Source organism: Methanospirillum hungatei (assembly GCF_020216685.1).
Taxonomy (GTDB): Archaea; Halobacteriota; Methanomicrobia; order Methanomicrobiales; family Methanospirillaceae; genus Methanospirillum; species Methanospirillum hungatei_B.
This window is the reverse complement of record NZ_JAIWNS010000120.1, coordinates 1-16,900: the sequence shown is the minus strand read 5'-3', so window position 1 is coordinate 16,900 and position 16,900 is coordinate 1. Positions and strand designations below refer to the sequence as shown.

At 41.1% G+C, this 16,900-nt stretch carries 15 protein-coding genes and 1 pseudogene; 11 read left to right on the top strand and 5 right to left on the bottom strand.

Annotated features, from left to right (window positions below; translation table 11 throughout):
• A partial coding sequence (locus LDL35_RS07560) for an amidohydrolase family protein (RefSeq protein ID WP_304021157.1) occupies window positions 1-824 on the top strand: 824 nt, incomplete at its 5' end.
• A 71-nt stretch (window positions 825-895) separates the two neighbouring features.
• On the opposite strand, the gene LDL35_RS07555 is transcribed toward LDL35_RS07560, so the two are convergent.
• Together LDL35_RS07555 and LDL35_RS07550 are read right to left on the bottom strand one after the other, a co-directional pair.
• Window positions 896-2,680 carry an SLC13 family permease gene (locus tag LDL35_RS07555; protein ID WP_304021156.1) on the bottom strand — a complete coding sequence of 595 codons (1,785 nt, stop codon included), beginning with the start codon at window positions 2,678-2,680 and terminating at the stop codon, window positions 896-898.
• A gap of 225 nt (window positions 2,681-2,905) precedes the next feature.
• Window positions 2,906-3,417, bottom strand: a pseudogene (locus tag LDL35_RS07550) (acetate uptake transporter).
• Window positions 3,418-3,669: 252 nt separating this feature from the next.
• On the opposite strand from LDL35_RS07550, the gene LDL35_RS07545 reads away from it, so the two are divergent.
• Window positions 3,670-3,846, top strand: coding sequence for a YwbE family protein (locus LDL35_RS07545; RefSeq protein ID WP_304021154.1), 177 nt, complete (start codon window positions 3,670-3,672; stop codon window positions 3,844-3,846).
• Window positions 3,816-3,908 (top strand): DUF2196 domain-containing protein, encoded by a 93-nt coding sequence (locus tag LDL35_RS07540; RefSeq protein WP_369694895.1) that lies wholly within the window; start codon window positions 3,816-3,818, stop codon window positions 3,906-3,908. The genes LDL35_RS07545 and LDL35_RS07540 overlap by 31 nt, the downstream gene beginning before the upstream one ends.
• A gap of 363 nt (window positions 3,909-4,271) precedes the next feature.
• Here LDL35_RS07540 and LDL35_RS07535 read toward each other — a convergent pair whose 3' ends face one another.
• Window positions 4,272-4,481, bottom strand: a complete 210-nt coding sequence (locus tag LDL35_RS07535) for a hypothetical protein (RefSeq protein WP_304021152.1) — start codon at window positions 4,479-4,481, stop codon at window positions 4,272-4,274.
• A gap of 286 nt (window positions 4,482-4,767) precedes the next feature.
• Between LDL35_RS07535 and LDL35_RS07530 the strand changes: the two genes are divergently transcribed.
• The 8 genes from LDL35_RS07530 (at window position 4,768) to LDL35_RS07495 (ending at window position 14,957) form a co-directional block, all read left to right on the top strand.
• Complete coding sequence (locus LDL35_RS07530) at window positions 4,768-5,037, top strand: hypothetical protein (protein ID WP_304021150.1); 270 nt, start codon at window positions 4,768-4,770, stop codon at window positions 5,035-5,037.
• 99 nt (window positions 5,038-5,136) lie between these two features.
• Window positions 5,137-5,427, top strand: coding sequence for a PqqD family peptide modification chaperone (locus LDL35_RS07525; RefSeq protein WP_304021148.1), 291 nt, complete (start codon window positions 5,137-5,139; stop codon window positions 5,425-5,427).
• Window positions 5,424-6,569 carry a radical SAM protein gene (locus LDL35_RS07520; RefSeq protein WP_304021145.1) on the top strand — a complete coding sequence of 382 codons (1,146 nt, stop codon included), beginning with the start codon at window positions 5,424-5,426 and terminating at the stop codon, window positions 6,567-6,569. Before LDL35_RS07525 ends, LDL35_RS07520 begins: the two co-directional genes overlap by 4 nt.
• Window positions 6,556-7,728 carry a radical SAM protein gene (locus LDL35_RS07515; RefSeq protein ID WP_304021143.1) on the top strand — a complete coding sequence of 391 codons (1,173 nt, stop codon included), beginning with the start codon at window positions 6,556-6,558 and terminating at the stop codon, window positions 7,726-7,728. Before LDL35_RS07520 ends, LDL35_RS07515 begins: the two co-directional genes overlap by 14 nt.
• A 94-nt stretch (window positions 7,729-7,822) precedes the next feature.
• The gene (locus LDL35_RS07510) at window positions 7,823-8,434 is read left to right on the top strand and encodes a hypothetical protein (protein ID WP_304021140.1); all 612 of its coding nucleotides are present in this window, start codon (window positions 7,823-7,825) and stop codon (window positions 8,432-8,434) included.
• A 17-nt stretch (window positions 8,435-8,451) separates the two neighbouring features.
• Window positions 8,452-10,641, top strand: a complete 2,190-nt coding sequence (locus LDL35_RS07505; RefSeq protein WP_304021138.1) for an NHLP family bacteriocin export ABC transporter peptidase/permease/ATPase subunit — start codon at window positions 8,452-8,454, stop codon at window positions 10,639-10,641.
• 2 nt (window positions 10,642-10,643) lie between these two features.
• On the top strand, window positions 10,644-13,502 hold the full coding sequence (locus LDL35_RS07500) for an NHLP bacteriocin export ABC transporter permease/ATPase subunit (protein ID WP_304021135.1): 2,859 nt from the start codon (window positions 10,644-10,646) through the stop codon (window positions 13,500-13,502).
• Between the two features lie 951 nt (window positions 13,503-14,453).
• Entirely contained in the window at window positions 14,454-14,957 is a 504-nt protein-coding gene (locus tag LDL35_RS07495; RefSeq protein WP_304021134.1) for a hypothetical protein, read from the top strand.
• Between the two features lie 223 nt (window positions 14,958-15,180).
• Here the strand turns inward: LDL35_RS07495 and LDL35_RS07490 are convergent, their stop codons facing one another.
• Both LDL35_RS07490 and LDL35_RS07485 read right to left on the bottom strand, forming a co-directional pair.
• Window positions 15,181-15,468, bottom strand: a complete 288-nt coding sequence (locus LDL35_RS07490; RefSeq protein WP_304021131.1) for a hypothetical protein — start codon at window positions 15,466-15,468, stop codon at window positions 15,181-15,183.
• A 209-nt stretch (window positions 15,469-15,677) separates the two neighbouring features.
• Window positions 15,678-16,706, bottom strand: coding sequence for an XRE family transcriptional regulator (locus LDL35_RS07485; RefSeq protein WP_304021128.1), 1,029 nt, complete (start codon window positions 16,704-16,706; stop codon window positions 15,678-15,680).
• Window positions 16,707-16,900: the final 194 nt, after the last annotated feature.

The following is a 16,900-nucleotide window of genomic DNA, read 5'->3' as shown; positions in this document are numbered from 1 at the left end:
ATCTCGGAAATGACACTCCCATGGTCAGGTTTATTGGACTGAAGATCTTTGTTGATGGAGCGTATGCAGGAGGTCAGGCCTGGACCAGTTGGGAGAATAATGAGGGAACATATGGTCTCTCCTATGTCTACCGGGATGATTCCAAAGGGCCAGAGTATAATCTCTCTCGAATAATTGAACGGGCTGATGAACTGGGGCTGAATGTACATTATCATGTCCAGGGAGATGAGGCCATCGAGGCAGTTCTCTCACCTCTGGAAGAGATCTATGCCAGGAATCATGGCCTGAACAGCACTCACACTCTGATTCACCTCGCGTTTGTGACCGATGAACAGATAAAACGAATCTCCCGATTCAATGGAAAGGTTGTAATGACGGTGCAGCCGGCATTCTGGCATGTAGAGAGTGATCTCACCAGATATTATGGAGACAGATATTATACCGCATATCCACTGAAGAAATTATTTGATTCCAAAATCCCGGTGGGCATAAGCACAGACTTCGGTGTATCTCCCCTTTCAGAATCGCCCCCGACTGCAATTCTGAATATCTCCCTGAAGGGTGGTGACAATCCGACAGATGTTCCGCCATTGACCCGTGCAGATGTAATACAGGGCCTTACCACCGGAAGTGCTGCCACCACACCATTTACAGACGTCGGTAGATTAACAGAAGGGTTCGATGCGGATATGGTAATTTATGATCAGGATCTGTTCACTGTTCCTTTACAATCCATTTCAAACAAATCGCCGAAGGTTTTGGCAACATACATTCATGGCCAGAAAAAGTATGATGCAGAGAATCCACCACAAAAAACCTTTTAATTTTTATCGAAAATTGAAGATAATCCTAACTCTTGAAAACTTGATTGTTGGTATCTATTTTTCATCTGATCTTACAACGGCCAGAAATGAAGAATAACCGGTATCGAAACAATGATAATAACTATCTCTAACGGAAGACCGAGTTTCCAGTAATCACTGAACCGTAAACCTGCCGGTCCCATGATCAGAGCATTTGACTGATGACCTACCGGTGTCAGGTATGCACTTGATGCTCCAATCACAATTGCCATCAAAAAAGGATCCGGAGAAACTCCAAGACCGGTTGCGATACTGAATGAAATAGGTGCCATCAGGACGGCAGTTGCAGCATTATTGATGAGATCTGAAAGAAACATCGTCACGATAAGGATGATAATGAGAAGTATTTCCGGAGTCAGGTAATGCTGGAAACTAAGAAGCGTCGATGCAATGAGCGCTGCACCCCCGGTACTTTCCATGGCCTGTCCGACGGGGATAAAAGCACCAAGTAAAATGATAACCGGCCAGTCAATACTGTCATAGATCTCTCTGACTGGAACCAAAGACAAGAGTACCATCACAACTGCAGCAATTGTCAGAATTATCTGTGCAGGAATAAGTCCGGTCGCAGCAATTCCAATCGCAAGGGCAAAAATTCCGACAGCCTCAATAATTCTTCGTGGCTCTCCAATTTTCAGTTCTCTTTCAGCCAGGGGAAGGCAGCCTAGGGCTTTCATGGCTTCACGAATCGGACCTTCAGTACCCTGAAGAAGGAGGACATCTCCGGCCTGAAACCTGATATCATTTAACCGCTCTTTTAGCAGTATACCTTGTCTGGATACGGCAAGAAGATTGATCCCAAAACTCGAACGCAGTCCGATATCCTTTACATTCATGCCAATTGATGGAGAATCTGGTTTTACCGTCGCTTCCCTCAGGATTGAATCATTGGATTCGATGACATCGCGGTTTATTGTCACATTTTCTTCAATTTTAAACCCGGTCGCAGCAAGAAATTTATGCAAATCATCCAATGCTGACTGTATGATAAGAATATCACCGGCTTTTATCTTTTCATACATATAGGGGACCGGACGAGCAAATGAATCACGAATCAGCTGGATGATAGTAATTTTTGCATCAGAAGATTTTACTATCTCACGAAGTGCTTTTCCTGCAAATTTAGAATCCTCCGGGACACGAATCTCGGTCAGATATCCTTGTACATTAAAAAAATCGTCTTTAGATCCCGGACTCACACGTTTTGGAATGAGTCGCCAACCAACAATTGCAATAAATAAAAATGCCACCAGTGAAACTGCCACCCCTACCGGGGAGAAATCAAACATCCCATAGGGCTGGCCAAGATTTTCCTGTCTGAATGCAGAGATGATAAGATTTGGAGGGGTTCCGATGAGAGTTATCATACCTCCCAGATGAGAGCCAAATGCGAGAGGGAGGAGAAGTATTGAGACGGGAATCATACTCCTTCGTGCCATTTTTATCCCCACCGGCATGAGAAGAGCCAGAGCACCAACATTATTCATAAACGCTGAAAACACAATTACGAGTCCGGTCAGGGCAGATACCTGGGCAGTCGGCCGGTTCCCTGCCTTTTTAAGCCACCCTGCGAGCATCTCTACCACTCCGGCATTCTGAAGACCTCTGCTGATGACAAGAACTGCGGCAACACTGATGACTGCGGGGTTTGCAAAACCGGTAAATGCCTGATTCCAGGGAACAACTCCAAGAACGGTGACGATCATGAGAGCAATTAACGCAACAATATCATATCTGAACCGGCCATTGATAAAAAGATATAAGGATAAAAGAAGAGTTAGAAATACAATGATCTGGTCGATAGTTATGGGAAGCATTTCATTTCCTGATATAGTCTCACATTGTAGATAGCTCTTTAAATAGGTATTCATTGTAGTAACGAGATCCCTCCCCAATAAAACCGGGAAAAGATACTGTCAAAATTATACGCAATTAATGAAAAGTGAGTGTACATAGCCGGTATGGAGAAGTAAATCCGGTAATCATTAATAATCTAGAATATCTGATAAAATTACAGATTTCATCGGGAATGAAAATTTAAGTTAAACGGGCCATACCGGCCAGATAACCTTTCCGTACACTTCATTCAGAACCTGGGCTAGTCCGGTGTAGATTGCTGAAAACCCGCAGATAATTCCTTCTATCCCTGCAATCTGTGTAATGATCTCAATCCCGGTGATATCCCCAAGTGCGAGGAGGAAGAATAGAAGAGTCAGGGATCCAAAGACAAATTGTAATGCCTTATTTAGTCGTAATGTCCCGATAACATAATTCCTGTGAAGATGCCCCACATGATGAGGTATGAAGCCATGGCGATATTGCCTCCGGTTCCGTCTATCAGATCTGCTGCCGGTAACAGGAGCAGCATCACGAGGGATATCCAGAAAAGCCCGTAGGAGAGAAAAGCAGTCATGCCAAAGGTATTATTCTTCTTCCATTCCATAAGTCCTGCAATAATCTGGGCAGTCCCTCCATAGCATAATCCCATCGCCAGAATCATGGAGCCCAGGGTGAATAACCCGGCATTATGCAGATTAAGCAGGACAGTTGTCATACCAAAACCCAGAAGCCCGAGGGGTGCAGGATTTGCAGTAATTTCAGAGACGATCAGTGATCCCGTTTCACTAGTTTGTGTCATAGTGCCTCCTATAGGAATCCGGTCGGATTAGTGAGTACTTATCCTGTAAGGTATACAAGGATATGCTGAGTCCAGGTGATGGTTTTGTAGAAGATTTTTTGTTTATGGACATCGAAGAGAATGGAGATTTCTGAATATGATCTCCACACGATACATCAGGTGTTACAGGTGAGCGATATAAAAAGTACGAATGACCGGGATGGAACAAAGCGACAATCCATCAAACCCGGTCTCTCTGTAGATATTATTTTGAAACAGGATCAGCGAACTGGTAAGAAAACTCGGGGAATCGTCAGGGAGATTCTTACTGGTTCATCAGTTCATCAGTTCATCCCCATGGGATAAAAGTCAGGCCCACTTCTGGTCAGATCGGCAGGGTTTGTTTTATTCATCCGGATAAGCCCTGAAAATGGGTCCGGGTCCGCGTTTTATCACATAGTGTCTGAAAACAGTATACTAACCTTAAATTTCAATTTTATCGATAATTAATATCATATATAATCCATATGAAGACCGATTCTCAATAGTGTCCTCCTTCCTTATATCTCTTATGACGTAACTCTGAATCCTATATCTACTCACTCTGTGGGGTTCATTATTGGTCTCCCATAGGATCTGGATTACATGGGTTTTTTACATCCATCAAAAGGAATCAGGAACTAAAAACAGCACACAATTTAATAAAAAATAATGTGTTAGTTCGGATATTTGTCTTCCATATCCGGAAACTTTCGTAAAAGATGTAATATTATTATTCCATCTTTATTTCATCAATTAACTGCAGCACCACCCGTCTTGCATGCATGTGCAGCTGCACCCCCAGTTTTGCATGAAGTAACTGCAGCTGCTCCGGCATAGATGCATTGTCCTATTAGATTTTCAGATCCTTCTCCACCAGAGACATTATCAAGTTCTTTGTCATCTATTTTAGAAACCGTGGGTTTCTCATAGGACTCATGCTCACCTTTTTCTTCGGCCATGAATGTAATTATGAAATATGAACTAATAGATATTTCTATATGTCGAACATTAAGGCAATCTCTAGAGAAATATATATTCAATCTAAAATTACCTGAAATAATGGATTCTAGGCATCCAAAATTTAATTATATTCCTGGAAAATGATTGGATCAAAATTCTTACCTTATTGTACGAATTAATTATGAAAAATAAAATTCTCGCTCAATTAATCATTTATTATTGATAAGCATCATTCATAGAACAGCCACGATACTTTTAAATTATCGATTGTCCTAAAAAAAATTTATGTCCGACACAGAGTCAGGCAAGGAGCCGTATGAAAAACCTACTGGGTCAAAACTCGATGACAAGGATCTTGAGCATGTATCCGGAGGAGAAGGAAGTGATGATGAAAACCGACTTGAATGTCTTGGTGTGGGGGCAGCCGCGATAGGAACCTGTACTGCTGGTGGTGCTGCTGCAACATCCTGTAGAACCGGTGGGGCAGCATCAACTGGATGTAAACCCGCAGGGGGCGCCGTCGCAACAAATTGTCATGCAGGCGGGACTGATTAAACATTTTTGGTTCTAACATTAAGGAAAGAGGGTTTTGTCAAAGATGTAGGTTTATCATTTTGACAAAACCAGAAAAAAATTTTTTTCATAAGAGGAGTTATGTGTTCTGATACCATCTTACGATACCAGGCTCAACCGGTTGTTTCATTAAGAATTGAGACAGAAAACGACGCACTATTGTACAATCCGGATACTGATAACAGCACTATCATAAATAAAATTGGCATCTTGATTTGGCAATATCTTGAAAACCCCCACACGGAAGAGGAGATCTATGAGCATCTGAAAAGTCGATGTACAGGTCTTCCACATAAAGAAGAAGTCTTACAGGATATCCATGAATTTATCATCGGACTTGGTGATGAATATCTGTGCAGGTTTGATGAATGAATACTCATAAGCCATACTGGGACCTTACTATCCCGCCAATTGGAACATCCAAAACGCCGTATTCGGTCGATCTCGAAATAACCGGGAGATGTAATCTTTCATGTGCGTATTGCTTTTATGCTGACAGCATGATTCAAAAAAAGGATTTGCCTTTTGAAAAATGGAAAATAATCCTCTATGAGCTAGGAAGTCTTGCTGTCCAGCGTGTCATACTCTCCGGCGGTGAGGTTTTTACCAGAAAGGACATCTTTGACATTATTGATTCGGTTATCGAGAATCGAATGCGATACAGTATCCTTTCAAATGGTACACTGATTACGGAAGAGACAATACAGCAGTTACTCATTGGTAAACGGAGAATTCGACTTGATTATATTCAAATCTCTATTGATGGTTCACATGCCGGCATTCATGATTTATCAAGACCTCCACAGAGTTTTGACCGCGCAATCCATGCACTTCGTCTCATTGTTCAACATGGACTTCCAGCAACGGTACGGGTAACGTTAAACCGGCATAATATTGATGATCTGGAGAATATCGCCAGACTTCTCATTTGTGATATAGGACTACCTGGATTCTCAACAAATGAAGCCGAACCTATGGGGACTGCACGATGCCATGGAGATAATATCTTATTATCACCTGACCAGCGGAAGAAAGCCATGAAAATATTACGTGAATTAAATGAGCAATATGGGAATGTCATCAGTGCTCAGGCTGGTCCATTAGCTATGGCAGACATGGTTGATGAGATTGACCAGCATCGCAGGGAAGGAAAGACCGGTATTCCAGGAAGAGGCACATTATGCTCATGTGGAGGAGTCTTCTCAAAAATGGCGATTCTTCATGATGGTACTATGGTCCCCTGTAATATGCTTCCAACTCTGGTTATGGGTGTAGCCGGAATGCATCCCATAAAGGAGGCATGGCTCCATTCACCTGCAATAAACGCATTACGATACCGAAGAGAAATTCCACTCTCATCTCTTCCGACCTGTTCTGACTGTGCGTACACCGGTTATTGTGCTGGAGGCTGCCCGGCATTAGTCATGGCCATAAAGAATAAACTGAATGCAATTGACCCATACACCTGTTACCGATATATAATTGGAGAGGCAGAGTATCATGACCTCATGTGAAAACCAGATGATATCAGAGCAAAAAGAGATCAATCTGCCTGAAGGAGTTCCACCCCTTTTTTTTTTTTTTCTGTACCTCACTTCAGGATGCAATCTCAGATGTAAACATTGCTGGATAGATCCCAGCTATGCATCCGATAATCAGGTTCATGGAGCATATATCCCTTTGAATCTGTTAAAAAAAGCAGTTCAGGAAGCAAAAGAACTGGGCCTGTGTGGTGCAAAGCTTACCGGGGGAGAACCTATGCTTCATCCACAGTTTCAGGATGTTGTGTCATATCTCCATTCGGAAGGTCTGCGTTTGAGTATGGAGACTAATGGGACCCTCATCACACCTGAACTGGCACAATTCATGAAAGAAGGAGATAAGGTAGATTTTATTACGATCAGCCTTGATTCACCAGTACCTGATATACATGATCAATTTCGTGGAAAAAAAGGAGCCTTTCAGAAGGCATTAGACGGACTTGATGCACTTGTTGAGGCTGGATATACAAATTGTCAGGTAATCATGGCAGTGCATAAGAATAATCGGGATCAGATGGCTGATTTAGTTAAACTTGCAACAGAGCACGGTGCAGCATCTGTGAAATTCAATCCGTTTATTAAATCAGGAAGAGGAATACAGATGAATGAACGAGGTGAAACGCTAAATCTTACTGATATTCTGGAATTATCAGAATATATTAGCAAAACATTACGTCCATCATCTACCATAAGCCTGATTTTTCTAACACCACTGGCTTTGACCTCTCTTTCAGATCTACGGGTTCGAAAGGGATATGTCGGTGATTGCGGTGTTTTAAATGTTCTTGGAATTCTTGGCACTGGAGAGATTGCTCTATGCGGAATAGGCCAAACGATCCCGGAACTTGTGTATGGGAAACTTGGAATAGATAGTATTAAAGATATTTGGATGAATAATCCTATCATTCAAACACTCAGAAAAGATCTTGAGAACGTGTATGAATACCCCGGTATCTGTGGCTCTTGTATTCATGCAAAACAATGCCGAACCGGATGTGTGGCGCATAATTACCTGGAAAACGGGATTCTGGTTTCTCCTCAATGGGAATGCAGAGAAGCAGAAAATATGGGAATATTTCCAAAGACTAGATTGCGTTCGTTCCCATCCACGAATCTGAAAAATCCGAGCTGAAGCATATGAATCAAAAATACGAAATTGTCAGGAATATACAAATATCATGAGAAGATTACAGAACAGGTGAAGGTATATGGTATGTTAAACCCATATGAAAGAAAATTTATTTCGAAAAAAAGCTCTGGTCAGGCACTCAAATACAGATAACCTGGATCAACTGGTAGTACAACCCTCACTTCCTTACTGGATTATACTTACTGGTTTTCTCATCATTGTAATTGGCCTGTATTTGAGTTTTATTCATCTTACTATCTATGATTTTATCGATGCAAATGGTATCTTCATCACAAATAATTCGGAAAATGATACACCGCTATCAGATCTTCATGTTCTTCTCTTTGTACAATACATACAGGGTCCAAAGATAAAACCAGGATTAAAGGTTCAGATCTCGCCATTGACATTAGATAAAGGTGAATATGCCTACATACGCGGGACGGTCACAACGATAGGTCAATGGCCGGCTTCCAGAAACGATGTTGTGTATATGCTGAATAATAACTCTGAACTCGCTGATTATCTCTTACGATATATTGACGGACCTCCCTATATTGTTGAAGTTTTATTAGACAAACAGGAAGATGATCCTAATTCTTTTATCATTGTAGGAGATGATCCTGGAAATGTATCAGTTCAACCAGCAACTCCTTGTCATGGAAGGATCATTCTGAATCAAAAGAGTGTTCAGGAGAATTTTTTTTAACCTAAAGAAGAGGTAATATGGCATTCCTATCAAAAAAGGTTAAAACTCCTTTTGTTTTACAAATGGAAGCCGCAGAATGTGGTGCTGTTTCTTTAGCCATTATTCTTGGTTACTATGGCCTTTTTCTTCCATTGGAGAAGATAAGAGAAGATTGTGGTATATCAAGGGATGGAAGCCGGGCTATTAATGTCATACAGGCTGCACGAAAATATGGAATGGATGCTGCAGGGTATCGGGTAGAACCAGAAAATCTGAAAGATATCAAAATGCCGGTAATTATTCATTGGAATTTTTCGCATTTCATGGTATTGGAAGGTTTTGGGAGAGGGAAGGTGTATGTGAACGATCCTGCAAGCGGGAGGAGAACGATATCCTTTGAAGAATTTGATAATTCCTTTACAGGAATTGTCCTTTCCATTCATCCAGGACCTGATTTCAAATCAGGAGGTGTCAGGACCACATTCTGGAATATGCTTCTACCGAAAATGAAACCCGAAATTCTCCCGCTCTTATTTCTCCTTATTGCCGGTATTGCAATGCTGATACCTGGTATTGCTCTTCCAATAGCAAATCAGGTGTTTTTGGATCAAATTGTATTAGCGGATCGACAGGGTTTATTACTCCCTCTTCTTCAGTATATCTCCTTTTTTGTTCTTCTGCAGGTATTTATCAATTGGATTCGTGAGATCTGTGTGATCAGATGGGAAGCAAACCTCTCATACAAATTGTCTCATACCTTTTTTCATAAAATTTTATCGCTTCCAATAAGTTTTTTTGATCAGCGATATACTGGAGAGATCTCATCACGGGTATCTATAAATGAACATATTGCAAGCATTATCTGTTCAAAAGGGGCTCCTGCAGTTTTAGATATCATCATCTCGTTTGTCTATCTTGGACTCCTTTTTTCATTGAATGCTCTCCTTACTCTTATTGCCTGTTTTGTAAGCCTGGGAAACCTTCTGTTTTTCAGGTATATATCTGATAAACGAGTAGAATTAAGCAGAAAAATTATACTTGCTCGGGGAAGGTTAACTGGTGTTGCGTTTTCAGGTATTCAGATGATTGAATCGCTGAAATCGAGTGGTCAGGAGTCCGAATTTTTTGAAAAATGGTCCGGATATCATGCAGGGTATATCAATACCATGCGGGATGTAAAGATTGCATCATCATTGATGAATATTGTCCCATCATTCATATCAGGAATTGGAACCACCATACTTCTTGCAGCAGGGAGTTATCTCATCTTACAAGGGTCAATAAGTATTGGATTTTTCTTTGCGTACCAGACCCTCTTGGTAAACTTTCTTCAGCCAACACAAAGACTCATGAACGTTGGAGGAGATCTCTCAGATCTAGATGGCAGTCTTCAACGATTAATTGATGTTGAACAGTATTTTGCAAAAGAACAAAAAAGAGAAGTATCTCTATCAGAATTTGCTTCAGATGGAAATTTTTCAAAAATGGTAGGGGACATCCGGTTTGAGGAGGTAACTTTTGGATATAATCCACGTGAACCACCAATTCTTCATAATATCTCTTTTCATTGTATGCCTGGGAAACGCATTGCATTTGTAGGGCCATCAGGGTGTGGAAAAAGCACCATTGCAAAATTAGCTGCAGGTTTTTATACACCCTGGGAAGGGCGGATTACCATTGATGGAAGAGATCTGAATGAAATACCACACCATGTGAGACATGTATCAATTGCATACGTCAGTCAGGAAATTTTTATCTTCGAGGATACGGTTCTTCATAATATTACATTATGGGATAAGACTTTGAGTCAATCTTCAATTATTCAGGCAGCAAAAGATGCAGAGATTGATGAGTTCATATCAGGTCTTGAAGGAGGATATGAACATAACATAGAGGATGGAGGGAGAAATGTGAGCGGGGGTCAGAGACAACGTCTGGAAATAGCACGTGCTTTGGCCAAAAATCCTTCACTCCTTATCATGGATGAGGCAACCAGTGCTCTCGATCCGGTAACGGAAAAAAACATTGAGTCTCATATCAGGCAAAGGGGTTGTTCATGTCTTATTATCGCCCACAGATTAAGCACCGTCAGAGATTGTGACTGGATTATTGTGCTTGATAAAGGATATATCGTGGAACAGGGAACCCATGAACAGTTAATGGAATTAAAAGGGAGTTATTATCGATTAATATCTGCTGATGATAGTTCATTAGAAGGAGGTGAATAAGTATGCCAGGCACTCCTCCATCCCCCTCTCAATATCTGTTAAAACAAGGTGAAGAGATCATATTCTTGAAAAGAGATGTGTGTTATCGTCTGATAGAAGGCACCCTCATCCTTCATATTGCAGAGTATGTCAATGGCGTTGTTGGCAGAAGACTGCATGGTATTGTTGCAGATAAAGGACAACCGATCTTTGGGTGGGAACCTGAAACAATATGTCTGATCGGTATCTCTCAAACGGCCTCAATTATTGAAGAGATAGAGATAGCATCGGTAAAAAATGAGATGGAAATCTGCTCTTTATGGGTTGCATGGTATACCTATGCTCAAAAGAATATCCCCTCCTATATACAAAGGGAGTTCTCAAAAGAAGATCTTTATGAGATAGAGTATGGGGATACCGCATTTTCCTCTGGGGTTACGATTCATTGTAATCTCGTTCAGGATAAATTTGCATTTTGCCTTATAAAAGAAGGTATCCTGAAAGATATGCGATCTGATATGCTCTTTCAGGCTGAATTGGGCTGGTTTATTATAACAGAGCATACAGTACTAGAAACCCAATCAGATGGTTCACTCAGAATTACGAAAGGGGATAAAATACCCGCGGATTTTTCAATAAAACTATTTCATACAAATTTAAGTGCATGGCTATATTCACGAGCATTAGCACTCTGGAATGATTATGTGTATGAGGAGAAAAAACGCCTGGAAATGTGGTACAAACAGGAGGAAGCACTGAATAATCAGATTCAAAAGAACAAATATGATTCCCTTGAATGGGAAGAGAAGAATTTCAATATTTTTTCCATTATCTTAAAAAATTTGGGAATTGAGACCAAAATAGAGAAATCTAATGATTTTTTTAAGAAAAATGAAAAAGATCAGGATCTCTATGAATATGTCTCTGACCTCGCAGATCAGTGCGGTGTTCGTATCCGAAGAGTCACCTTATCTGAATCATGGTATACTCACGATAACGGACCGCTCATCGTATCTGATGATAATAATTTATATGCTGCAATTCCTGAAAAACCCGGGAAATATCGATTGTATGATGATCAAGGACGGGTGTTCAATCATCATACAATAAAAAAAATACATTTCAATTCTTCAGGAATTATGGTCTATCCGACATTTCCTGACAGATCACTCTCATTATATGATATTATCCATTTTATCCTGTCATTATTATGGAAGCGGGATATTCTCAATCTGATTGTTTTTGGATTGTTGTTAGGCATTTTGGGTACTTCTATTCCATTAGCGACAGGACTTATATTTAGCATTGGAATTCCTTTTCAGAATATTTCAATCGTTGAAACAATAATATTTATCGTTTTTATGAGTATCTTTACGTCATTATTCTTTCAATTCGGTCGTGAGATTGCCAATATTAGAATTGATGGACGAATCGGAAGTCTTTTCGAAGCTGCAATATGGGATAGGATCCTTAAACTCTCACCCGGTTTCTTCAGAAGATATAATGCTGGAAACCTGACAAGCAGGGTGGGTGTTATTGATGATATCAGGATGGTGTTATCTGCAGTTACTGTAAGTATGGTATTAGGGGGTGTCTTCTCTCTCTTTAATGTCATAATTATGTATCAAATATATCCTGATATTGCTGGATATGCAATTATGCTTGTCATAGGGGTTTTCATGCTCACTATTTTTATTGGGTATCTCAGTGTTTTGAAAAGAAAGGAACTCATCTTTTTACAAGGCCACCTTTCCGGAAAGACGTTTCAGATTTTATCCGGACTCATAAGTATTTCCAGTTATGGTGCTCAAAACAGGGCGTTTGTACTGTGGGAGAGAGATCTGAAAAAGCAGATTGCATTACGATTAAAAATTGGGACATATGATGTGTATAGTAAGATACTGACCATACTCTGGCCAGGACTTCTTACTATTCTTGTATTTTACCTTGCCGGGATACAACTTTCAGTAGTACAGCCCGATCGTGATCAGGGATGGTTTTTAGCATTTTACTCAGCTTTAGGTTCATTCTCGACCTCATTTGTAAGCCTTGGAAGTTCATGCATCGCTCTTTGGAATATAAAGCCAATGATGGAATTTGTAAGTCCTATTTTGAAAACCCCTCCAGAAACCGATGAAGGGAAGGAAGATCCAGGGATACTTACCGGGTCTGTTGAAATGAGGCATGTATCATATCGATATGAATCTGATGCTCCTCTCGTTTTGGATGATGTAACAATAAAAATTCAACCTGGAGAATTTGTGGCAATTGTTGGAACATCAGGAAGTGGAAAATCTACATTGCTCCGTATTCTTCTCGGATTTGAGAAACCAGACTCCGGGGAGGTTATCTATAATGGAAAATTACTTTCAAAATTGAGCATTCGAAAGGTGCGAAGACAGATCGGAGTTGTACTTCAGGATGGGCAACTCATGCCAGGAAGTATTTTTCAGAACATTTCAGGCCCAAGGAAAATCTCTCTGGAAGAGGCATGGAAATTAGCGGAAGATGTCGGGGTAGATACGGATATCAGAGAGATGCCCATGCAGATGGATACGTACATCAGTGAGAGATCCGCAAATATATCCGGAGGACAGAAACAAAGGATACTCATTGCACGAGCCCTTGCTAAAAAACCTCAAATTCTCTACCTGGATGAGGCAACGAGTGCTCTTGATAATAATAGCCAGATGATCGTCATGAAGAGTCTTGAAAAACTACATCTGACAAGAGTAGTAATTGCCCATCGATTATCAACAATTATTCATGCCGATAGCATCTATGTTCTTGATAAAGGAAAAATTGTTGAAAAAGGAACATATCAGGAGTTATTAGATAAGGGAGGGATATTTGCTGAACTTGCACGGCATCAATTATTATGACATATTGATAAACATGAAGGTGTCATGACATGCCTTGTCCTATGAGGTGTAAGTTTTCAGATCTGGTAAAGGATCAAGGCAGAGTCGGAATTTAATAGCGATAAGAATATTTTGGTGACGAGATCAATGAATAGGATCTGGTCGGTCAAAAGAGTTTTTTCATACCGGTACTCACTGAAAATGAGGTAGGGTCCCAGTTCTATCATATGAGAGTTTAAAAATGGAATATGGGCCTTAAATTTCAATTTTATCGACTATACTCACCTCATATAATTCATATGAAAGTCGATTCTCAATAAGGCCATCCTAACCATAGTATCTTATGCAGTAATTATGAACCCTCTATATACTCAATCTATAGAATTCATTATTGGTCTGCTATTATCAGGATAATTAGGGGATGAAATAAGTGGTCTTGGTGAAATTTTGAGAAATAGGGTGGCATATGTGCAGTCTGATGTAAATACAACATGGGAATTAACCTCATCGTATAATAATATATTATTAAATAAATAAATCGTTCATTCAATTAATTATAAAAAAGAACTAATATTTGAGAAAGGGTCGGTCGCCTGGTACCTCAGTAGGGATATGGCGGAGGAAAGGGGATCTCTCTGAAAAATATCGTAATAGTGATAGTGCCAGCCCTTTCCAAAGGACATGTCTCTTTTTATCATAAGAAATAACATGAGATAAGTGGATTTATTCTACGAATACTCTACCCAATTATGGCTTTGATGAGAATATCAATATGAGAGAAGCTGATTTTCGGGAGCGTGAATCACTGGGAGGAACAGTATCACACGATCCCCTAGATTCATGCACAGCCTCCAGGAGAAAAACTGCCGTTTCACATGCCATTATCATATCAATAGTGGTCTCGATCCTTCTCGGTGTTATTGAACTTCGGAAATACGGTACGGCGATGGGTACCGGGTTTTCTTCTGGGATGTGGTTGTTGAAATCCTCAACGACGCAGGGAATCCGGTTGGGCCTTCTGAGACCGGGTCTGTTGTTGTTACCACCTTTCACAATACTGTAACTCCCCTGATCAGGTACAGCGGGCTTGGTGATCTGGCATCTTTTTCTCCTGACCCGGATGCCTATGGCCTCGTGATACAGGCAGTTCATGGAAGAAAGATGCAGTCTCTGTTTCGACGTGATATGACCCGGATAGATCCGTATCTCATCGATGTCATCATGGACGAGACAAGAGGTGTGGGTCAGTATCAGGTTGTCCAGCACTCTTTGGACGAACTTGAGATAATCATCGTCCCTGATTCATTCCCCTCATACTTTGACGTAATCCCTGACTCAGATGCACTTTTAGAACGGTTTACCAATCTTCTCGGACCTGGTGTGACAATTCGTCTGAAGAAGGTTTCCTCGATTCCTAAAAAGGAAGGAGCCTATAAAACTCCTCTCATTCTCACTCATGTAACGGATCATGAATGATGTATCGTAATAATCGTTCACACCGTAACACCGTGAAAAATTTAGGCCTTATTGTGAACACTACAGTGATGGAACTCGTTCTTCTGATTGATGGGAGCGAGGGGCTCTCTAAGATCTGTACCTAATTTAAAGAATGAATATTCTTAGTTTTAAACATAATTTCGCGGTTTCGGTTTTTGCTGCAAGACCTTAAATTTTTGTTTCAATAATCTCTCGTACATTCTTATGGCTCTCTCCATCTCATAAGTCTCTCATCACAATCTCCTTCTGGAAGGAAATTCCCTTTCGTGATCATCTCTTCGAGGGCATCAGCAAGATAAGAATCTGAAACCACTCCTCTCTCATCCATCATGTCCATAAGCCAGAGCACCCCGTGAACAGGTATGTTATGGTCAGCACACAGGCTGCGTAACCTTCTATCACCGGTAATAATCATACAATCCGGATGATGAAGGGCATACACATACAAAGAGAGATCAGCCGGGCTGATTCGCTTATATGTTGGTGCCAAGTGAAATAATTCCGCAAGTTGTGGACCTGTCAGAGGTTTTACTTGCAGACCCGCAGAAATCAAATGATTGGGGAGAACACTCTTCCATTCTGCCAGAATCAGATCCATGGTCCCCAAAGAAATATGCAGATCCAAGAGAGATGATACCAGACCTCCGTCTTGTAAAGTAAATAAGACACTTGAATCAAGGAGATGGAGGATCTCTCCGCTCATGAACAAGACTCACAGCCACAGATGGTTGATATATCACCGCCATACAATTCATTTGCCCGCGTCCGTGTGATCATTCCTTCAGAATATGCCCGCATGATGAGTTGATTCATGTACGTCGGCACTTCCGGAGGATATGGTCTCATCGGCTCGCATTCATGCCATCCGTTTTTTCTGAACAGAATCTGCATATTTTTTAAGCATGATGCAGATATAAGGCCAAGATGGTATGCCCGGTACAATATTGCCATCATGGAGATGCCATACCGGTGTTTCAGAATACAGAGTTCTTCAATACTGATCTTCTTTCTGCCACCACCAAACTCTGTCTTTACCCGCTCATCCGGGAACAGAAAAGCCCCGGCAAACCGATGAAACAAGGCATCATCAAACCAGTCATCAGGGATTGAGCAGACAAGATGACCAAGTTCATGAGCAAGAGTCAGTCGTTGTCGATCTCCGCTCATGGTTCGGTTAATGGCAATCACCGGAAGTTCTTCATTCACCATAATGATCATCCCGTCAAAGGTCTTCGGACCATCAATGAGACAGACCTTGATCCCATGTTGTTCCATGATATCCATGAGGCTCTGAATCGGTTCAACACCGAGATTCCATCTATTTCGAAGGTTCGCTGCAATCAGCTCTATCTCGTCTGGCGAGGAAAGGATTACAGGTTCAGGGAGATCGGGCTTTCCTTGCTCACCAAGAATATCCTCGATCGCACAAAACCTTTCAAGCCAGTCACGGGTCACTTCGATAACCTGTTTCTCTTTCTTAAGCCCAAAGCGTGACTTCTTCCGGTAGGCGAGTGGAGTGAGCGAAATTATCGGCTCTTGTCTGAAAAAATATTCAATCGGGATATTTAGTGCCTCGGCTATTGAAATCAGCCGGGATGAGTCCGGAGTAGAAATTCCATTCTCATAATTACCAAGTGCCGGGGCAGTTATTCCAATCTTTTCAGCCAGAGCCCTCAGGCTGAGTCCTGACCTCAATCTACCATGTTTTATCCGCTCTCCGATATGCATACGGCTCCCTCATACTTTACAAATATGTAGTTATCTTACAAGTTTGTAAAGTTTATTGCAAAAAGATCCTCTGGTGTGATTCTCCCGGTTTTTAGGGCAACGTTCCATTCAATATCCGTTCGCGGTTGTACATCTGAATTGTATATACGATCACGAACGCATCCGATGGGTATGAGGTATCTTCAGACAAACCC

Excerpts from the sequence above, each read along its gene's own strand:
- LDL35_RS07555 (WP_304021156.1), bottom strand. The coding sequence starts at position 2,680 with ATGCTTCCCATAACTATCGACCAGATCATTGTATTTCTAACTCTTCTT.
- LDL35_RS07535 (WP_304021152.1), bottom strand. The coding sequence starts at position 4,481 with ATGGCCGAAGAAAAAGGTGAGCATGAGTCCTATGAGAAACCCACGGTT.
- LDL35_RS07530 (WP_304021150.1), top strand. The coding sequence starts at position 4,768 with ATGTCCGACACAGAGTCAGGCAAGGAGCCGTATGAAAAACCTACTGGG.
- LDL35_RS07525 (WP_304021148.1), top strand. The coding sequence starts at position 5,137 with ATGTGTTCTGATACCATCTTACGATACCAGGCTCAACCGGTTGTTTCA.
- LDL35_RS07520 (WP_304021145.1), top strand. The coding sequence starts at position 5,424 with ATGAATACTCATAAGCCATACTGGGACCTTACTATCCCGCCAATTGGA.
- LDL35_RS07515 (WP_304021143.1), top strand. The coding sequence starts at position 6,556 with ATGACCTCATGTGAAAACCAGATGATATCAGAGCAAAAAGAGATCAAT.
- LDL35_RS07510 (WP_304021140.1), top strand. The coding sequence starts at position 7,823 with ATGAAAGAAAATTTATTTCGAAAAAAAGCTCTGGTCAGGCACTCAAAT.
- LDL35_RS07505 (WP_304021138.1), top strand. The coding sequence starts at position 8,452 with ATGGCATTCCTATCAAAAAAGGTTAAAACTCCTTTTGTTTTACAAATG.
- LDL35_RS07500 (WP_304021135.1), top strand. The coding sequence starts at position 10,644 with ATGCCAGGCACTCCTCCATCCCCCTCTCAATATCTGTTAAAACAAGGT.
- LDL35_RS07485 (WP_304021128.1), bottom strand. The coding sequence starts at position 16,706 with ATGCATATCGGAGAGCGGATAAAACATGGTAGATTGAGGTCAGGACTC.